Source organism: Nocardia sp. NPDC024068 (assembly GCF_040638875.1).
Lineage (GTDB): Bacteria > Actinomycetota > Actinomycetes > Mycobacteriales > Mycobacteriaceae > Nocardia.
In genome coordinates this window covers 1-18675 of the sequence record NZ_JBEZYU010000019.1, presented here as the reverse complement: position 1 = coordinate 18675, position 18675 = coordinate 1, and the positions used below count along the sequence as shown (strand labels likewise).

Here is an 18675-nt window from a genome sequence, read left to right as displayed (position 1 = left end):
TCTCGCCATGATCACAACCCGCTGCCGCGTAATCTCGGAATGCCGCGGTTCCCGGAGCGTGAAGAGGGAGGCCGACGGTCCGGCACGGCTCACAACCGGCATCGCGAACCCGATGCCGGGTCTCGAGCCCATACCGGGGTGAACGATCAGCGGGTCTCGAAGGAAGGTGCCGACGGATGCACAGGAAGGGCGGCGAATCGGCGGATGCCGGCATGCGTTCCGGCGTGCTCGGTGTGGTTCTACTCTTGGTGTCGGTGATCGTCGCGGGTTGCGGTGCCGGTGAGAGTGGCCACCGGGACGGGTTTCCGGGTGGCGACGCCGCCGTGATCGACAGCGTTGTCGGAGCACAGATGGAGGCGGGGTTGATCCCCGGTGCGTCGGTGGCGATCGTGGATCCGGAACGGGGGACCTTCATGCGGGCGTACGGTGTCGCCGATACCGCTACCGGGAGACCGGCGACCGTCGACGACCACCACCGGATCGGCAGCGTCACCAAGACTTTCACCGCGACCGCCGTTCTGCGCCTGGCGGACGAGGGGCGGTTGGCGCTGGACGATCCGCTGGAGAAATTCGTGCCGGGGGTACCGAACGGCGGCGCCATCACCATTCGGGATCTGCTCGGAATGCGGGGCGGTGTCTACGACTACTCCGGCGATCCGGAGTTCGCGGTCCAGCAGAGTCCGGTGCGGCCCGCACGGGAATGGCGCAGCGAGGATGTCCTTCGAGTCGTCGCCGACCATCCCGAAGCTGCGAAAACTCCGGGACAGCAGGGTATGTACTCCAACTCCGAGTACTACCTCCTGGGGTTGGTGCTGGAGAAGGTGGCCGGTGAACCGCTGCGGCAGGTACTCGGCGATCTGGCCGGTGACTACGGATTGCGTGCGACCTTCTACCCCGCCGACGGATCGCTCCCGGCGCCCGCGGGCCGTGGGTACGCCTACGCCGGAGATGTACCCGTCGACGTCACCGAGCGCACGCCTCCGGGTGTTTTCGGTGCGGCCGGTTCGATGGTGTCCTCGGTGGCCGACCTGGCGTCGTACGCCTCCGCCCTCGGCCGGGGCGACCTGTTGCAGGAACCGACCTTCCGGGCTCGGACAGAGTTCACCGATATCGCGACCCTCGGGGGTGGCACGGTTCCGTACGGTCTGGGTCTGGCGCAGGACGGCCGCTGGTCGACCCATGACGGAACGGTCCTCGGCTACTCGACCCAGATCGGTTATCTGCCGGATCGCGACGTCAGTGTGGTGGTCGCGGTGAATCAGCAGACGCTGCCGCCGTCGCTGCTGCTGATCGGCGCGGCGAGCATATGGTCGGCCATCGTGGACGATCTCTATCCCGGTACCCGCGGTTCGGCAGAGGTCGCGGCAGCGGCCACGCCGCCGATCCCGGCCGTCGCCGAGATGGATTCACAACTGAAAGAGGTCTTCGATCCGGGTATTCCGGCGGCCGATAAGAGCATCCGGGTCGAGGGTGACGTCCAGGATCCGGAGCTCATCAATCGAATGGCGTCGATTCAGGCCGACTACGCGTTCCGGGTGCAGGTCGACCGTGTCACGTTGATACGCCCGGACTTCCTCACGGCTACGACCAGTACCAGCAGCAGCGTCGGAAACATGCCCATGGTTGTTCCGTTCGTCGCGCGTGACGGTGAGTGGTGGCTGCCGACCGGGTGGGTGTGTCGATCCGCCGGACCCCGGGCCGCCGAGTCGCCGGCCTGCCGCTGAGGCCCGCGGCCCCCGAGGCGGTGTGCCGCACCGGCTGCCGATCGCCGCGAACCAGTCGGTATGCCACGATTGCTCGCGCCGACGACCCCGCCGATTCGCGAACGGAGTATCCGTGGACCTCAGTACACCCGACGCCGCGACCATCACGTCGGAACCGGAATCGTTTCCGTGGACAGTGCTGACCCGCCGTCATCCGGCGATTCTCGACCAGGTGGGCGATGCGCATCCGTACCCTCCGGAGATCCGGCGGCGGCTCGACGAACTGCGGGCAGAGATCACCGGACCCGTGCGGCCGCTGCCGGACGGACGCACGGGGAAATCCGACTGGGACCGCTGGGGGCGGCAGATGTACGGGCGGCGGTGGCTCGACGTCCCGTTCCTGTGGGCCGAGAGTTACTTCTACCACCTGCTGCTGGACGCGGTCGGATACTTCGATCCCGGCCCCTGGCGGGGCATCGACCCCTTCACCCGCAAACACACCGAACTAAGCGATCCCGCGCTCGATACCGAACTCTCCTCGGCCTCCGAGCCGGCGGCCGGGGCGCTTCCGGAACACACCGCGGCGCTCGTGCACGCGGCGTTGTGGGGGAACCGGGCCGATCTGGGTTTCCGGCTGTCCGGTTCTGCCGTGGCCGCGGCGCCGGGCAGCGTCCTCGACGATCAGACCGACGCGGTGGTCGACCACCTCAACGGCCATTCGGCCGGAACGGTCGGACTGATCGCGGACAACGCCGGTCGGGAGCTGATCCCCGACCTGCTCCTCATCGACCACCTGCTGCGCCTGCATCCGGATCTGACCGTCGATCTGCATCTGAAACCGCGGCCGTACTACGTCTCCGATGCCACCACCGCCGATCTTCTGGACACCCTCGAACGTCTCGCGGGGATTCCCGGGCCCGCGAGAACCGCGGCCGCTCGTCTCGGCGGCGCGCTGCGGGCCGGGCACCTGCGGGTGCACGCCCACGAGTTCTACTGCGCACCGATGTCGTTCCATCACCTGCCCGATGATCTGGCCGCCGAGCTCGCGCGGATGGATACGGTGATACTCAAGGGCGATCTCAATTACCGGCGGCTCGTGGGCGACCGTCACTGGCCGGCCACGACGTCGTTCACCGCACTGACCGAGTACTTCCCCACCCGGGTGATCGCGCTGCGAACCCTCAAATCCGATGTCGCCGTGGGTATCGACGAGACCGTCCTCGCCGGTCTCGAGGACACCGAACCGGGGTGGCGCACGAGTGGATCCCATGGGGTTGTGCAGATGCGGGATCCGCTCGGCGGTTAGGCCGCGCGCGGTCGCAGGGCACGGCTATGGCGCCGGCAGGGAGGCGATCAAACGCTCCAGCGCCTGCCGGTCGGTCCGGTAGCGCTGCGCCGCGCGGCGTTCCGCGGCGGCGCTGTCCGCACGCGCCTTGTCGACTGCTGCCCGGACCTGGGCCAGCGCCCTGTCGCGGCGGGCCGCGTCGCTCCGGGCGGCGGCGTGGTCGGCCCGGTACTTCGACAGGAGCACGAGGGCGCCGATCGCAGCCAGGGCCGCGGTGAACCACTGACCGAAAACGAGCAGGGCGACGGCCAGGCACCCGAGGCCCACGCCGGCGGCGCCGAGAGTTTTCGAAACAGGGACGGCGCTGTAGTCCGTCGCGATCCGGCGCTCGACCACGGCGAGCTTTTCGGCGTCGTGACCCCCGCTCGTCACCTTGATTTTCACGGGGCCGTCCACGGTGATGACAACCGGTTCGGGGGCGGTGAGCGCCGCGTCGAGACGCGCGCGCAGCAGGACGCCACCGGCGCGCAGGGCGAGGCGGCGCAGCGGAAGCGGAGCATTCGGGTCGAATATGTCCTCGCGGACCAGCGCCACCACGGTGCCCGCGGGCCTGCTCCAGCTCGGTGCCGAGCGCCGCGGTATATCCGCGCCCACAGGCAGGTTTTCCATGGCCTGCACCAGCTCCCGTTCGTCGGGGCCGGGCTCCTCGACGAGCTCCTGGACGTAGGCGTGCCAGACCTGCTCGTGCGGTGGCAGCGTTTCGGTGCCGCCGGATTCGGCCGTGAGGTGGGCGCCGAGAGCGGCGAAGATCTCGGCTTTGGTCTGTGTGGTGTCGCTGTCGGACCCGAATGTCGCTATCGCCCGGTCCCAGGCGCGGATCTCCGCCTCGGTGGCGGTGGAGGCATCGAACAGAGTGGTCACACGCTCGGACAGCTGCTCGGCCGCGGCGGAGCCGAACGAACCACCGGCGGCGTGCTTCCAGAGAGTGCGCCAGCCTTCGGTCACCTGACCTGCTTCGATCACTCCGAGGTCGGCCGGTCCGGACAGGAGCCGAGGTAGCGTCGCCTCGATCAACGCTGGCCGGTCGAAGCACAGTGCCACCGTGAGTGTGAACAGATCGGTGCGCACCGCGTCGCGTTCGCGGGCGGATTCCAGTGCGTGCGGCGGGGCCTCGAACGTCGTCGCGGCCGGCGGTCGCGGGGGAGTGCCGGCCTGGTGGTGCGGAGGCAGGGTCCCCAGGACTCCCTGCGCGGCCGGGGGGAGCCAGTACCCGGGGATATCCTCGAGTCCTGCCAGGGTCGCCGGACGGCCGTGGGCGAGGGCGCGGAACGCTTTGCGGATCTCCTGACGCGCCCGGTATTCCTCGAATTCGAGGAGCCGGAAACGCAATTCGGTCCATTCGAGCACCGCGCCGACCAGGCCGGTGACCGATGTGAGCCGGGATCCCACCTGCTCGAGGTCGCGCCTGGTCTCGTCGTACGCGGTGGACAGCCGGGTCGTCTGATCGCGGCGACTCGCGCGCTCGGCGGTGAGCTCTTCGTCGAGATCGTTGATGGCGTTCGCATGGTCGGGCTCGTAGGTCCACCAGGTGCTGACACGGGACATTCGACACTCCGGTGGTGGTTCGGGCAGGGGCGGCAGGACCATTCTGCCGAATCGGTCGAGTACTCGCTTCCCGAATGAAATTCGGAGCGCGACGAGACTGTCGCGCCGATTCGTCGGAGTACGGCACTGATGAATCCTGCCTCGCTCTGCCGGCCGGGCCGTCCATCGTATCTGTGGACGTTCGGCGGATATCGGCCGAACCGGGGTGCGCCTATATGTAACCAGTGATTCTTTTGGGTGAGGGCTGACGAGGTCGTCTGGTGTGTGTGATGTCAACAACATAATCGCCGCTGTAAACCCGCATTGATCCGAAGGGCGGCGCGCGATCGACCCTTTCGTGCACGTTTGTGAAGAGATTGGGTCCCACCTGTCGCATCCGGACACCAAACCATAGACAACTGTCTGGTACAGCTGATAAGTTAATCACAGTTCTTCGACCTCTGGAGGACGCCGAGAGCCACCGCGCCGGCGGTGATCGAACTCAACGAGGAGTGGCGAGATGGATGGACTGAGCAGGCGGGATGCGTTGAGGGCCGGTGGGGTGGCCGGTGCGGCAGGGGCGTTGGTGTTGGCGGGGGCGTCGGCCGGCCGGGCACAGCCGTGGTCGTGGTCGCCGCAGGGGTCGGTGGCGGGTAGCGGGTCCGGCACCGATCCGATGGGGGTGTGGGATCCCGAGGCCGATCAGCTGGTGGCATCGATCCTGGACCGGGGTGAGGCCGGACGCGTGAACGATCTGCTGCGCACCTGGACTCGCAACGGTCAGCCGTTGCCGGCCGGATTGCCGCAGGATCTGCGCGATTTCATGGAGTACGCCCGGCAGATGCCGTCCTGGGCCGATCAGGGCAAGCTCGCGACCGCCGTCGACTTCAACAAGAAGCGCGGACTCTACCTCGGTGTCCTCTACGGCCTGGCGAGCGGAATGATGAGCACGGTCATTCCGAAGGAAGCGCGGTCGGTCTACTACTCCAAGGGCGGCCAGGATCTGAAGGACCGGATCTCCAAGACCGCGAAACTCGGTTACGACATCGGCAACGGCAACGCCTACGGACCGGGCGGCGAGATGGTCGTGACCTGTGTGAAGACGCGCCTGGTGCACGCGGCAGTGCGGCATCTGCTGCCGCAGTCGCCGCACTGGGTGGGGTCCGCCGACGAGGACATCCCGATCAGCCAGAACGACATCATGGTGACCTGGCACAGTCTGCCCACCACCGTGATGCGGCATCTCACCGCGTGGAAGGTGCCGATCCCGGCGCACGAGTCGGATGCGTTCCTGCACTCCTGGCAGGTCGCCGCGCATATGCTCGGTGTCCGCGACGAATACATTCCCAATTCTTGGGATCAGGCGAATTCGCAGGCCGCCCAGGTGCTGGATCCGATCCTGATGCCGACGCCGGAGGGTGTGAAGCTGGCCGATCGCCTGCTGCGGCTGGGAACCAACATCGACCTCGCGATCTTGAGCAAGGGTGTCCTGGGCGCCTTCACCCGGTTCCTGCTCGGCGACCATATCGCCGACGGTCTGGCGATCCCGCGGGAACCGGTCTGGGATCCGCTGCTGCGGGTGAGCTGGGGCCCGTTCATCGCGGTGCGCGAAGGCATGCTGACCGTCGTGCCGCCGGCGCAGGAGGCGTACTGGCTCTTCGACGAGTTCCTGCGTCAGTTCGCCCTCTGGTACCTGGCCGAGCTCCGGATGCCGATCAGTATCGAACTGCCCATGGCGAACCGGGATATGAGCCAACCTCCGCGCTGACCCGCAGCGGCCGTACCGGGAGCCCGCGCTCGGGTTCCCGGGTTTCGGGTCCTGCCCTTGCCGGCGTCGGCGTGCCGGGTCCAGGTGCCGCGCTCGGCGCCTGTGCGCAAGCACGGTCCGACATGGCGGCCCGACCGGATCGGCACGCGGCCGGTCCGGACCACGAATCGACTCGGGCCGCGAATCTCACAGTGTGCCGGGCGTCCGCGAAAACCCTCGTCGGCGCCGGCGTGCGATACCGCGCGCCCGATCGCTGCCCGGGCACGGAATCCGAGGCGAATCACTTGAATGACCCCCGGCGCCGCATGTCTCGGCCGCCGGATGAGCCGGAGTATCCATGTTCACACGATGGAAAATCATAGCCGCCTGCCTGCTGGCCGTGGTGTCCGCGGCTGCGGGGGTCCGGGGCGGTGAGGTCGCGGCGCAGCCGCAGAACTGCCCGGACCTGTACGTCGTGGCCGTGCCCGGGACCTGGGAGACATCGCACTCCGATCCCGGAAAAGGCATGCTCGCCCTGATCGCCGACCGCCTGCCGGGGAACGTGCGGACAGATTATGTGCAATACGCCGCGACCGCTTTCCCCTGGGAGGGTGAAGTCTACGGGCGCTCGAAACGAGAAGCGCTCGACGCGGCGCGCGGGTTGGTAGCCGGTGTCGCGCACACCTGCGCGGCAACGCGGATCGCGGTCCTCGGCTACAGCCAGGGCGCGGACGCGGCCGGGGATCTGGCGGCGGAAATCGGCACCGGGCTGGGCGTGGTGGCCGCGCACCGGGTCGTCCTGGTCGGGTTGATCGCCGATCCGCGCCGCTCGCCCACCGATACCCTCATCGGCCCGCCCGTGCCCGGAGCGGGAGCCGCCGGGCCGCGGCTCGGGGGGTTCGGGCTGCTGACCCCGCGCACCTACACCTTCTGCGCGACCGGCGATCTCTACTGCACGATGCCCGACAGTGATATCGCCGGTTTCACGGTGCAACTGTCCAACCCGGATCCGGCGGCGATCGGCTCCTATCACCAGCAGATGGCCGATATCTTCGGTGACGCGCTGGAAGCGGGCGGCCTGGGAGTGCTGACCGAGGAACTCACGCCGTCGGCCTATCAGCAACGCCGGCAGCAGATCGGCGACTTCCTGAAATCCGGTGCGCATCAGAGCTACCCGAACTATCCCATCGATTCCGTCGGCAACACGCCGTTGTCCTGGCTGCGGCAGCGGCTGCTCGAGGTGATCCACGGTCCCGGGTGAGCACCCGGGACCTCGGCCGGTCTGCCGCTGCCGGTGCGGGCGGAGCCGCCCTCGCCAGGCCGACCTCACGTCAACGCTCAGCCGTGGGTCGGGGTGATCCGGGGCGATCTGCGGGAAGCCGGTTCCCGCGACGCCGCAATATTCGCGGCGAACTGATCGGTCACCTCGAGAACCAGCTTTCCCGTGGTGGTTCCCGATTCGATCCGGCGGTGCGCCTCGGCTGCCCGGTCCAGCGGCAGGGTGGCGATCTGAACACCGAGATCACCAGCGGTAACGGCGGCGACGGCACGGCGCAGCGCGGCCCCGGTTTCGGCGGGATGGGCGGCGGCGAAGGCGGCCAGGTTGAAACCGGACACCGTCTTGTTGGTGAACCACAGCTCGTTGGCCGACAGCCCCACGTCGGCGCCGCCGGAGGCATTGCCCATCACCACCATCCGGCCCATCGGTGCCAGCCGGTCCAGGCTCGCGCGGCGGGTGGCGCCACCGACCATATCCACCACGATGTCGAATTCACCCGCATCGGCGAGCTGCTCCCGCAGGATCACCTCGTCGTAACCGAACTTCCCGGCGGTGGCGATCTTCGCCGGACTGCCGACCGTGCCGACCACCCGGCCCGCGCCCAGCAACCGGGCCACCCGGCCGAATTGGCTACCCACGCCACCCGCGGCCGCGTGCACCAGCACGCTTTCGCCCGGTTCGATCCGAGCGACCCGGTCCAGCACCAGGAACGCGGTCGTACTGTTCGACGGCACAGCCGCGGCCACCGCAGGGTGCAGCCGGGACTCGTCGAACGGTACGACCAGTTCCGCGGCGGTGACCACCACCTCGGCGTATCCGCCGCTGTCCACGATGGTCAGGGCGGCCACCGGATCGCCCACCGAGAGACCCTCGACCCCCGCACCCAGGGCGCGGATCCGGCCGGCGACCTCGATGCCCGGGACGAAGGGCAGCGCTATCTCGACCACACCCTGCCGGTACAGGATCTCCGCGAAGTTCGCACCCGCGTAGGCCACATCGATGGCGACCTGCCCCGGCCCGGGTTGCGGGCGGGCGATGGTCTGGGTCCGCAACACCTCGGCGGCTCCGAATTCGGGGATGACCACTGCTTTCATCTGATCGTTGCTCATGACAACGATCCTGCGGCCGGACCCGGCAGGTAGGCAGTGTCAGTTCATGGTGGGTGTGACACCACCAGGCCGGGCGTGCATCAGCTCGTCGAGCCGGGTGCCGGTTCCGGTGTCGGCCACCGGGTTGTGCAGGACCAGATGGTGTCCGGGAAACTCGGGGAGCGGGAAGAGGGTGGCCTCGAAGATCATGGTCCCGGCCACGGGATGTTCGACGGCCTTGATCGCGGTGGTGTGCTCGGCCGCGTCGTGGCGGGCCCACAATTCGGCGAATTCCGGACTGACCAGCGTCAGATCTCGGGCGAGCCGATCGAATTCGGGGTCCTCGGGATAGCGCGCCGCATCCGCCCGGAATCCGGCGGCGACCTCGGGGGCGATCCGATCCCACTGTTGGTGCAGTACCCGGAAACGCGCGTTGGTGAAGAAGGAGACCAGGCAGTTGTGGTCGGTATCGCCGTATCCGAACACCACGCGCGCCGCATCGTTCACGGCGGTGAAATTCCAGTGCCGATCCCGTATATAGGCCGGACGCGGCGCCCAGGTCGCCAGTAACCGCTGCAGCGGGGGCGAGGCCGGGACCGAGGGGGCGGCCTGCCGTTGCGGCGGATTGAGCCCGGCCAGGCGGTACAGATGCGCTCGCTCTGTCTCGTCCAGCAGTAATGCCCGTGCCACCGCGTCCAATACCTCGTCGGAGACCTTGATATCGCGACCCTGTTCCAGCCAGGTGTACCAGGACACACCCACCCCGGCCAGTACCGCGACCTCTTCTCGCCGCAACCCCGGTGTGCGACGCCGGCCCGCTTCCGGCAACCCCACGGCCGCCGGGGTCAGCTTCTCGCGCCGGCTGCGCAGGAACTCGCGCAGCTCCGCCCTCCGGCGATCGCGGGTGGTCTCACGCTGTTGCCGGTCACCAGTGCTCACGGTTCTACGATAGAGTGCGCCGGATCGGTGGCGGCGACGCTGTCCCAGACGAGCATCACCTTGTCGGCGACCCGCTGCGCGGGTGTCGCGGGCCGGGCTCGACGAACCCGCCCGACCGGAGCCGCCGATTTCGCCGACGTGAGATCCCGGCCGACGTGGTTTCTCCCGAATGTCCTTGCGATCACCGTGAACCGAAGCGGTGACCGTTTCTTCCCCGGCTGATTCACTGCGCTGAAGCCTGATCTGTCACTGCGCGCGAGCGCGTCTAGCTAGGAACGACGATGAAAAAGACATGGGCACGGGGGCTGACAGCTCTGGCCGGCGTGGCGCTCGTACTCGGAACCGCCGCGTGTGGTGGTTCGGCGGAGTTGGCGGGCCCGCCCGGTGACGTCTCCGATCCGAAGAATCCCGTCTACTTCAAGTACGCCGACAATCCGAGTTTCGATCTCGTCTACCTGGCCGACAAGCTCGGATACTTCGACAACGCGGGCATCAAGCCGAAGTATGTGGGCGCGGTGGACGGTAATCAGCTCATTCCGCTCACCGACACCGGCGACCTCGACTTCGCCACCCGGATGGCCTCGCTCACCATTTCGGCGATCAACGGCGGCGCCGACCTGAAGATCATCGCGGCATCGAACCAGACCCTGCCGGACGCGCCGCATATGAACTACTTCGTGCGCAAGGACTCCGGGATCACCGCGACCTCGCTCGATAAGCTCGAGGGAAAGACAATCGCGATGAACGGGTTCGGCGCCTGCGCGGAGTATGTGACCAAACAGTATCTGGCCGGTAAGGGCGTCGACGTGGACAAGGTCAACTGGGTGCCGACCCCGGACTCCCAGTCGGAACAGGCGGTGGAGACCGGGGCCGCCGATCTCTCCATCATTCATGCCCCCTTCTCGGGACACGCCCTCAACAACCCCGCTCTGGTCAGTCTCTTCAGCGATTTCGACCTCGACGGTGGTGCGAGCGGGAGCCAGCCGTACACCGGCAACGGGGAGTTCATCCGGCGGTTCCCGGCGCAGACGGAGGAATTGGTCGGAATCCTCGGTAGGACCCAGAGCTGGGTGAACCGGAATCCGGACCAGGCGCGGCAGTACATCGCCGACCGTATCGGGCAGGACGTGCAGGACATCACCCGATACGCCTACGTCAACAACGCGATCATCGACCGCAAACAGATCCAGTACTGGATCGACACGCTCGAGAAGTTCGGCCAGCTACCGGAGGACTCCCTGACCGCTGACGATGTCGCGACGAACCGGTACAACCCCTACACCGAGAGCGACGCGCTGTTGGACACCCAGGCGGAGAACCAGGTCGACCTGACCGTGGGCGAGAAATGACGGTGTCCGAGACCCGGATCACCGACGCTCCCGGTCCACCTCCTGAACACCCTCCGACCGATGAGATCGTGGCCCGCGGGGTGGGCAAGACCTTCCCGGCCCGCAAGGTCGGCAGGGTCAAGACCGGCGAACTCACCGTATTGCGAGATTTCGAGCTGGCCGTTCCCGAAGGGGAGTTCCTCGCCCTGCTCGGGCCGAGCGGTTGCGGGAAGTCGACCTTCCTCAATATCCTCGCCGGGCTGGAGACTCTCTCGGACGGTGAGGTCCTCGTCGGCGGTGAGCCGCTCACCGGAGTGAACAGGGATATCGGTGTGGTGTTCCAGGGCTACGCCCTCTATCCCTGGCGCTCGGTGCTGACCAATGTCGAAGCCGGCCTGGAGATTCGCGGCGTATCGAAACCCGAGCGTCGGCGCATCGCCACGGAACTCTTGGAGAAGGTCGGGCTGGGCGAGTTCCTGCACAGCTACCCGCACCAGCTCTCCGGCGGTATGCGGCAGCGAGTCGCGATCGTCCGCGCGTTGGCCTACGACCCGAGTGTGCTGGTGATGGACGAACCGTTCGCCGCGCTCGACGCCAACACCCGGGAACTGCTCCAATTGGAGTTGTTGCGGATCTGGGGCCTGAGCCACGATGAAGGCGCCCGGCGCAAGACGGTTCTGTTCGTCACCCATTCGATCGATGAGGCGGTCTTCCTCGCCGATCGGGTCGCGATCATGACCGCGCGTCCGGGTCGTGTGAAAGCGCTCGTCGATATCGATCTGCCCCGTCCGCGTACGGAAGAGATCCGCAACTCACCGGAGTTCGTCGGTATCCGCCGGACCGTGGCCGAGATCCTGCGTGACGAGGTGCGTGATGTCGCCTGACGCCCGCGTCGCGGCCGCCTCGCACGTCGTGGGCGAGCCCGCCCGTACCGACGTCGCTCGCCGGGACGAGGTGCGTACCTCGGCCGAATCCGCACGTGTGCCCCGAGCGTGGTCCCGGTTTCGCCGGACTCCGGGGCTGGTCGTCAATTCCGCCCTCGGGTGGGCGGGGTTCATTCTGATCTGGTACGCACTCATCTGGGCAGGTCTCGTCCGGGAGCATTATCTGCCGCCGCCGCACGAAGTCGTGCGGGCCTTGGTGGAGGGACTCCTTCCCGACGGCAATATCCAGAAGCATGTCTGGCCCAGCATCCGGCGTTCCCTGGTCGGATTCGGTCTCGGAATCGTGGTCGGAGTGCCACTCGGTGTGGCGATCGGCTGGTTCAAACCGTTCGAACGCGTCATAGACTCGGTGCTGCAGTTCTTCCGGCAGCTGTCGGCACTGGCGCTGTTTCCGGTTTTCCTGCTGTTCTTCGGTCTGGGCGAACCCTCGAAATACGCGATCGTGACCTGGGCGGTGGTCTGGCCCATCCTGCTGACCACCATCTCCGCGGTGAAGGACGTGGAGAAGCTGCAGATCGACGCGGCGAAGAGTATGGGCGCCGGCCAGTGGTTCATCTTCGCGAAAGTGGTACTACCGGCTTCGATCCCACGGATATTCCCGGGGATCCGGCTGGGTGGTGCCTACGCGATCACGGTGCTGGTCGCCGCCGAAATGGTGGGCGCCCCGGCCGGACTCGGGATCTTCACCCTCACCATGCAGCAGACGTTCCGGATCCCGCAGATGTACGCGGGCATTGTGCTGCTCGGACTTCTGGGACTCATCATGAACTACTTGCTGGTGCTGGTGGAGCGGCGGCTGACGGGCTGGCAGGAGGGCATCACCAATGGGTGAGATCCACGCATCCGGGGCGCGCGCAGGTCTGCTGCGGCCGGTCGGTGCCGGTGCGCTACTGATCCTCGCGCTGCTGGTGCCGGCCCAGCAGGCAGCGGCCCATGTCCGGGCAGATCCGGGTAGTGTGCCCACCCGAGGCGGCTGGGGCACCGCGACATTCCACGTCCCGACCGAATCCCGGACCGCCTCCACCACCCGCCTCGAGTTCACCTTCACCGGCGCGACGGAGTTCACCTCGCTGCGCACCCAACCCGTTCCGGGCTGGACAGCGCAGATCGCGCGTGCTGAGAGCGGCACGGTGCAACGGGTCGTCTGGAAAGCCGACGACCCGGCGCAGGCGCTGGGGCCGGACGAGTTCGGAGCGTTCACGATCTCCGCCGGTCCTTGGCCGGAGGCGGAGTCCGTATCTATCCCGGTGGCACAGCACTATTCCGACGGTGCGATCGTCGAGTGGAACGAGCGCGCCCTGGACGAGCACGCCGAACTCGCTCATCCGGCACCCGTGGTGCACCTCGGCGCCGCCGACGGCGCGGACGAGCACGGCAGCGCGGTAGCGGACACCGAGCACGCGGCGCACGCCGAGGGCGACGACGGAACAGTCACGGCCACAGGAATTTCGGTGGCATCGCTGCTGATCGCCATCGCTGCGCTGGGATACGCCGCGGTGGTGCACCGGCGCCTGCGTTCGAACTGACTCGAAGTACCGTGACCATTCCGACCTGCCTCCGCCGCGGGCTCAGGAGCGCCGTCGCCGGGCTCGCGGGTGTCCTGGCAGTCGTGGTCCTGCAGTTGCCGGTCGCGGCGCCGGCCGCGGCCCACGCCAACCTGGTGGCCACGGTTCCGGCGCAGGCGGCGATACTCGACACCCCGCCGGATTCGATCGCCTTCACGCTGGACCAGCCGGTGCAGTTCGTGGCGGGGAGCATCCACCTGATCGACGCGGCAAACAGTCGGGTGCCGCTCGGGAGCCCGGAGGTGTCCGGCGATCGCACACATATCCGAGTTCCCGTGCGGGACGCCCTGAGCGACGGAACCTATCTGGCGACCGTCCGCGCTGTTTCGGCGGACACCCACGTGGTGGCGTATTCCATCCGGTTCGTGGTCGGCGATGCCGATCCCGGGGGCCTCGCTGTCGACACGGTCGCGTATGGCCAGGCGGGTGGTCGCTGGACGGCGGTGATCCAGGCGGCGCGGGTGCTGGGTTACCTGGGTGCGGTGCTGTCGTTCGGTCTGCTGAGCGCGCTGGGGTTCAGCGGCCGCGGGAATATCGTCGACACTGCCGGTGTCACCCGGCGATTCACCGTGACGGCCGTGTTCGGGTCTGTGCTCATCGCTGCCGGTGCTCTGGTGAATCTGGCTGCGCAGGGGCCGTATTCACAGGGCTCCGGCGACTGGTCGGCGTTATTGCGCCTCGACGGGATCGGCGACACGCTGTCTTCACCTCTCGGTGTGCGGCTGCTGATCCGGCTCGTCACGGTTGTTCTGCTCGGCGTCTGGTTGTTGTGGCGGTCCGTGCCGTGGCGCTCTGCGGTGGTGCCTCTGCTGGCGGGGGCCCTCATCGGCTACACCTTCGCCGCCGGCGGACATGCCGCGGCCGGATCCGACGCGGCATTCGCGATCGTCTCCACCACCTCGCATGTCCTGGCGATGGCGATCTGGGTGGGCGGAGTCGCCGCCCTGCTGCTCGGCGGACGGCGGCCGGTGCTCCGGAAGCGTTGGACGACGGTGGCGGCAGTGTGTCTCGCGGTAGTACTCACCACCGGGGTGTACCAGGCGGTGCGCCGGATATATCCGCTGGAATCGTTGTGGCACACCAGGTATGGGCTTCTCCTTCTCGCCAAGGTCGCGGCTGTTGCGGTCCTCGTGGCGGCGGCGTTCTGGGCCACGCGGTGGTTGCGGGGCCGGTGGGGCGGGCGATGGGCGATCCGGGTCGAATTACCGGCCGGAGTGGCGGTGCTCGTGCTGACCACTGCCCTGGCATCCTCGGTACCGGCCCGCGACGACTACGGCCCCGCTCTGGCGGTGACCGCGCAGCTCGACCGGGGCGGCCTGGATGTTCGCCTGAACACCACCCGCCGGGGGCCGGTCGCCATCAGTCTGGAGCCCGACGGGGTCGCACGCGAGCGCCTCAGCGGTCTCAGCGCAACGCTGTCCTCCGAGACGGCCGGAATCGCCCGTCTGCCGGTACAGCTCGTGGCACACGACGGCAGGTGGACCAGTGAGAACGTGATCATCCCGGTCCCGGCCGAATGGACCCTGTCGATCGTCGTCGACGACGGAACGAGTCCCGTGGTCACGGCAGTGAGGTACATGGTGTGGTGAGGCGTGCAGGTCTGCTCCTGATCGTATTCGCGCTGCTGGGTGGGCCGGCCTGTGCCCCGGAGGTGCAGGTGGACACATCCGGACACGGGAGAGAAGACGAACTTACCGTCCTCGTGGGTGACGGACCGCACCGGCAGATCCTGGAGTACGCGGCCCGGCGAACAGGGAAGCGGCTGATCGTCGAGAACGCGGGGGCGGATGCCAACAGGCGGGTGGCCGACGGTACGGCCGATGCGGCGTACTTCCAGCATATTCCGGCGTTCGAAGGTCGGACGGCGCAGGAGGGGATCGCCGGTCTCGCCGTCCTCGCGCGCGTGCACGTGGTGCCCTACGGGCTGTATTCGCGGACGCATACCTCCCTCGATCGGATCCCGCACTTCGGTTCCGTGCTGGTCCCCGCGGGACAGGCGCCGCTGGCACGCAGTCTCTATCTCCTGCAGCATGCCGACCTGCTGACCTTGAACAGGGAATTCGGCGGTACCTCGTTCGAGGACCTCACCGTCACGGAAGCGAACGTGGTGGATTCACAACGGCATCTGACCATCACCCAAACCGACCCGGAACAGTTCCCGGAAGTGATCGGTGCGGTGGATGCCGTCATCATGAACCCGGCCACCGCGCAGCAGAACGGGTTCGACCCGGCGAACCCGCTGCTGCGTGAACCGGCCCCCGGCAACCCGTACACCAATGTGCTGATCGGCTCGGCCGAGCACGCGGACGACCCGCGACTGGTGCTGCTCGCCCGGGAACTCGAGAGCCCGGAGCTCGCCGGCTATATCGATGCCGCGTTCGGCGGCTCGGTCATTGCGGCCAACCCACCCCGGATCGATCCCACCGTGCCCACGTCGCCCACCACCCGCCCCGGCGAACCGGCCGGTCCGACACCGCTCCCACGGCCGTGACCAACTTGTCGCGACCCGTTTCAGCCGTTCGTCACCGGGCGGGATGGTGCCGGAGGTCGCCGCGGAACACGCTGTGTCGATACGCACGGTAGATCAGCGGGATCCGTGCTGCCACTAAAGCGCAGGGGATCGGAGTTCGACGAAGCTAACATGGTTCTCTGTTATAAGAATGCAGTTCTGGCTTTGTCGGCTTGGAGGTAGCTCGCAGTGGCTGAGGAAGAACGCGCACCGGGACCACGGATGGCAGTGCGGGCAGGGACCACCGCAGTCGTCACCGGTGGGGCCCGAGGCTTCGGTAAGGCCTTCGGCGCCGCACTTGCCGAAGAGGGTGCCGCTGTTGTCCTCATCGATATCGACGCCGATGCGGTGGAGCGGGCGGCGGCCGACCTGCGCCGGTCGGGTCTGGTCGCGATCGGTTTTGCCGGCGACGTCACCGATGAAACCGCACTCGCGGCGATCATGGCCGAAGCGGCCGAAATCCACGGTGGGATCGACGTGCTGATCAACAACGCCGGTCTGCACAGCGACGAATACAGTCGACCCATACTCGATATGGGACTGGCCAAGACCCGGCGGCTTCTCGATGTCAACGTTGTCGGAGTCATCGCCTGCACTCTTGCGGCCCACCCGTATATGACCGGACGCAGCGGTGCGAGCGTAGTCAACATCGCTTCTGCCGCAGCGCATCTCGGTGGTACCGCCTACGGCACATCGAAACTGGCCGTCATCGGGCTGACCATCACATTCGCCCGTGAACTCGGCATCAGCGGCATCCGCGTGAACGCCATCTCGCCCGGCATGATCGCCACCGACACCATCCGCGCCGAACTGCCCGACGCGGTGCAGGAGCGCGTAAAGGCAATGCAACTCATCGACATCAGCGGTTCCGAAGTCGATGTCGTCGAGGCGATGCTGTATCTGACATCGGAGCGTGCACGGTTCGTCACCGGAGAAACGCTGCGCGTGACCGGGGGGATGGCCGCGGGCGTCTGAGCCGGCTCGGCTGCGCGAAGGGCGCGCCCGGCTCCCCACCGTCGATGCCCGAGGTCATGGAATCCATTGAGGCCGTGCGGCGACGCACCCCACGAATTACGACTCTATGTAGTAGTTCGTGCGAGATTCGAGTAGCGTCCTGCCCATGGATTTCGTCTACAACGTCGTGGTCGTCACCCACCTGCTCGGCATGGCCGCCGTGGTCGGTGGCTGGGCCGCCGGGCGGCCTGGGGTCAACGAGGTGATGGTCTGGGGTGCGCGTGCGCAGATCATCAGTGGAGTGGTTCTGGTGGGGATGGCCGAATCGCTGTCCTCGCTCGACAAGGACCTGAACATGGTCAAGATCGGGATCAAGCTGGTGATCTCGGTGCTGGTGGCCGCGTTCGCGGAAATGGCCAGGGCCGATGCCAAACGCGGTAAGGATCCGGTGGCGTGGATGTCGGACGCCGCCGGCGGGCTGGCGATCGTGAATGTGCTGATCGCGGCGCTCTGGGTGTAGCGCAACGGATTCTGCCGGAGACGTGCGACGCCCGCCGCCGGCCGGTGTGGCCGAGGGCGGGCGTCGTCGTGCGGGGGTCAGGTCCGGGTCGGGCTCGCTCCCAGTTTTGTATCGGCATCGAGTTCGGCCAGATCGTCCGGGATCCGGGTCTCGGCGAGTGCCGTGGATCCCTTGCCCGACAGGACCGTACCGTCGGTCCGTTCGTCCACGGAATCGGTCTGGGCGTCGGACTCTATATCGATGGTGCGCCGCAGGGGGCGGTTGGGCAGCAGAATCGCGGCGATCAGGGCGACCACGGTCGCGGCGGCGGCGATGAGGAAGATCCGCCCGGTCGCGTCGCCGTAGGAGAAGCGCACGATCTGGGCGATCGGGGCCGGCAGTGCATTCAGGTCGAGATTGCCACCACCCGAGGACGAACCGGCCGGAACTCCCAGCGCCGTGAGCCGCTCGGTGGACAGTTCACCCACGCGGGTGGCCAGCACCGAGCCGAGGACCGAAACACCGATGGCGCCACCGAAGGTGCGGAAGAAGGCGACGCTGCTGGAGGCGGCGCCGATGTTCTGCACGCTGACGGTGTTCTGGACGGCCAGCACCAGGTTCTGCATCATCATGCCGACACCGAGCCCGGTCACGGCGATGAAACCACCGATCAGCCACATATTGGTGGCGTGGTCGACCGTGGACAGCAGGCCGAACCCGACCACCAGCAGTGCCGCGCCGGTGACCACGAAGCGCTTCCATTTACCGAACCGGGTGATCAGGGCACCCGACACCACGGAGGCGACCAGCATGCCCGCGACCATGGGCGCCGACAGCAGGCCGGCGGCGGTGGGGGAGTAGCCGCGCGCGGTCTGGAAGTACTGGCCGAGGAAGGTGGTGGCACCGAACATGCCGACACCGACGGCGATGGAGGCGATGATGGCGAGTGCGGTGGTGCGTTCGGTGACGATCTTCAGCGGGATGATCGGTGATTTGGCCCGCGATTCCACATACACGGTGGCGGCCAGCAGGAGCAGGCCCAGGCCGACGTATTCGGCGGTTTCCCTGGAGACCCAGTCGTAGTAGCCGGCCTTACCGGCGAACGACACCCAGATGAGCAGGACCGAGACACCCGCGGTGAGCAGGCCGGCGCCGAGCCAGTCGATCGAGACGTCGCTCTTGCGCTCGGTCGGCAGTTTCAGTGTGCGCTGCAGCAGGAACAGCGCGATCACGGCGAGCGGGACGCAGATG

The 18675-nt window shown here is 67.5% G+C and carries 16 protein-coding genes; 12 read left to right on the top strand and 4 right to left on the bottom strand.

Annotated elements, in window-relative coordinates:
• The first annotated feature begins 176 nt into the window (after positions 1 to 176).
• Positions 177 to 1724, top strand: a complete 1548-nt coding sequence (locus tag AB0F41_RS16895; protein ID WP_357424672.1) for a serine hydrolase domain-containing protein — start codon at positions 177 to 179, stop codon at positions 1722 to 1724.
• A 112-nt stretch (positions 1725 to 1836) separates the two neighbouring features.
• Positions 1837 to 3009, top strand: a complete 1173-nt coding sequence (locus AB0F41_RS16890; RefSeq protein WP_357424670.1) for a damage-control phosphatase ARMT1 family protein — start codon at positions 1837 to 1839, stop codon at positions 3007 to 3009.
• 24 nt (positions 3010 to 3033) lie between these two features.
• On the opposite strand, the gene AB0F41_RS16885 is transcribed toward AB0F41_RS16890, so the two are convergent.
• A complete protein-coding gene (locus AB0F41_RS16885) occupies positions 3034 to 4593 on the bottom strand; it encodes a hypothetical protein (RefSeq protein ID WP_357424668.1) in 1560 nt (519 codons plus the stop codon).
• A gap of 499 nt (positions 4594 to 5092) precedes the next feature.
• Between AB0F41_RS16885 and AB0F41_RS16880 the strand changes: the two genes are divergently transcribed.
• Together AB0F41_RS16880 and AB0F41_RS16875 are read left to right on the top strand one after the other, a co-directional pair.
• Positions 5093 to 6340 carry an oxygenase MpaB family protein gene (locus AB0F41_RS16880; protein ID WP_357424666.1) on the top strand — a complete coding sequence of 416 codons (1248 nt, stop codon included), beginning with the start codon at positions 5093 to 5095 and terminating at the stop codon, positions 6338 to 6340.
• Between the two features lie 337 nt (positions 6341 to 6677).
• A complete protein-coding gene (locus AB0F41_RS16875) occupies positions 6678 to 7580 on the top strand; it encodes a cutinase family protein (protein WP_357424664.1) in 903 nt (300 codons plus the stop codon).
• A gap of 77 nt (positions 7581 to 7657) precedes the next feature.
• Here the strand turns inward: AB0F41_RS16875 and AB0F41_RS16870 are convergent, their stop codons facing one another.
• Complete coding sequence (locus tag AB0F41_RS16870) at positions 7658 to 8707, bottom strand: zinc-binding dehydrogenase (protein ID WP_357424662.1); 1050 nt, start codon at positions 8705 to 8707, stop codon at positions 7658 to 7660.
• A gap of 39 nt (positions 8708 to 8746) precedes the next feature.
• On the bottom strand, positions 8747 to 9625 hold the full coding sequence (locus tag AB0F41_RS16865; protein WP_357424660.1) for a helix-turn-helix transcriptional regulator: 879 nt from the start codon (positions 9623 to 9625) through the stop codon (positions 8747 to 8749).
• A gap of 281 nt (positions 9626 to 9906) precedes the next feature.
• Between AB0F41_RS16865 and AB0F41_RS16860 the strand changes: the two genes are divergently transcribed.
• The 8 genes from AB0F41_RS16860 to AB0F41_RS16825 all read left to right on the top strand — a co-directional run bounded on the left by AB0F41_RS16860 (position 9907) and on the right by AB0F41_RS16825 (position 17445).
• Complete coding sequence (locus AB0F41_RS16860) at positions 9907 to 10974, top strand: ABC transporter substrate-binding protein (RefSeq protein ID WP_357424658.1); 1068 nt, start codon at positions 9907 to 9909, stop codon at positions 10972 to 10974.
• Positions 10971 to 11837 (top strand): ABC transporter ATP-binding protein, encoded by an 867-nt coding sequence (locus tag AB0F41_RS16855; RefSeq protein WP_357424656.1) that lies wholly within the window; start codon positions 10971 to 10973, stop codon positions 11835 to 11837. The genes AB0F41_RS16860 and AB0F41_RS16855 overlap by 4 nt, the downstream gene beginning before the upstream one ends.
• Positions 11827 to 12729 carry an ABC transporter permease gene (locus tag AB0F41_RS16850; protein ID WP_357424654.1) on the top strand — a complete coding sequence of 301 codons (903 nt, stop codon included), beginning with the start codon at positions 11827 to 11829 and terminating at the stop codon, positions 12727 to 12729. Before AB0F41_RS16855 ends, AB0F41_RS16850 begins: the two co-directional genes overlap by 11 nt.
• Positions 12722 to 13423 (top strand): YcnI family protein, encoded by a 702-nt coding sequence (locus AB0F41_RS16845; RefSeq protein WP_357424653.1) that lies wholly within the window; start codon positions 12722 to 12724, stop codon positions 13421 to 13423. The genes AB0F41_RS16850 and AB0F41_RS16845 overlap by 8 nt, the downstream gene beginning before the upstream one ends.
• Before the next feature lie 11 nt (positions 13424 to 13434).
• Positions 13435 to 15051 (top strand): copper resistance protein CopC, encoded by a 1617-nt coding sequence (locus tag AB0F41_RS16840; RefSeq protein ID WP_357424651.1) that lies wholly within the window; start codon positions 13435 to 13437, stop codon positions 15049 to 15051.
• Entirely contained in the window at positions 15045 to 15953 is a 909-nt protein-coding gene (locus tag AB0F41_RS16835) for a MetQ/NlpA family ABC transporter substrate-binding protein (protein ID WP_357424649.1), read from the top strand. The genes AB0F41_RS16840 and AB0F41_RS16835 overlap by 7 nt, the downstream gene beginning before the upstream one ends.
• 240 nt (positions 15954 to 16193) lie before the next feature.
• On the top strand, positions 16194 to 16946 hold the full coding sequence (locus AB0F41_RS16830) for an SDR family oxidoreductase (RefSeq protein WP_357424647.1): 753 nt from the start codon (positions 16194 to 16196) through the stop codon (positions 16944 to 16946).
• 145 nt (positions 16947 to 17091) lie between these two features.
• A complete protein-coding gene (locus AB0F41_RS16825) occupies positions 17092 to 17445 on the top strand; it encodes a hypothetical protein (protein ID WP_357424811.1) in 354 nt (117 codons plus the stop codon).
• A 77-nt stretch (positions 17446 to 17522) separates the two neighbouring features.
• On the opposite strand, the gene AB0F41_RS16820 is transcribed toward AB0F41_RS16825, so the two are convergent.
• The coding region (locus AB0F41_RS16820; RefSeq protein ID WP_357424645.1) for an MFS transporter at positions 17523 to 18675 on the bottom strand (1153 nt) is incomplete at its 5' end.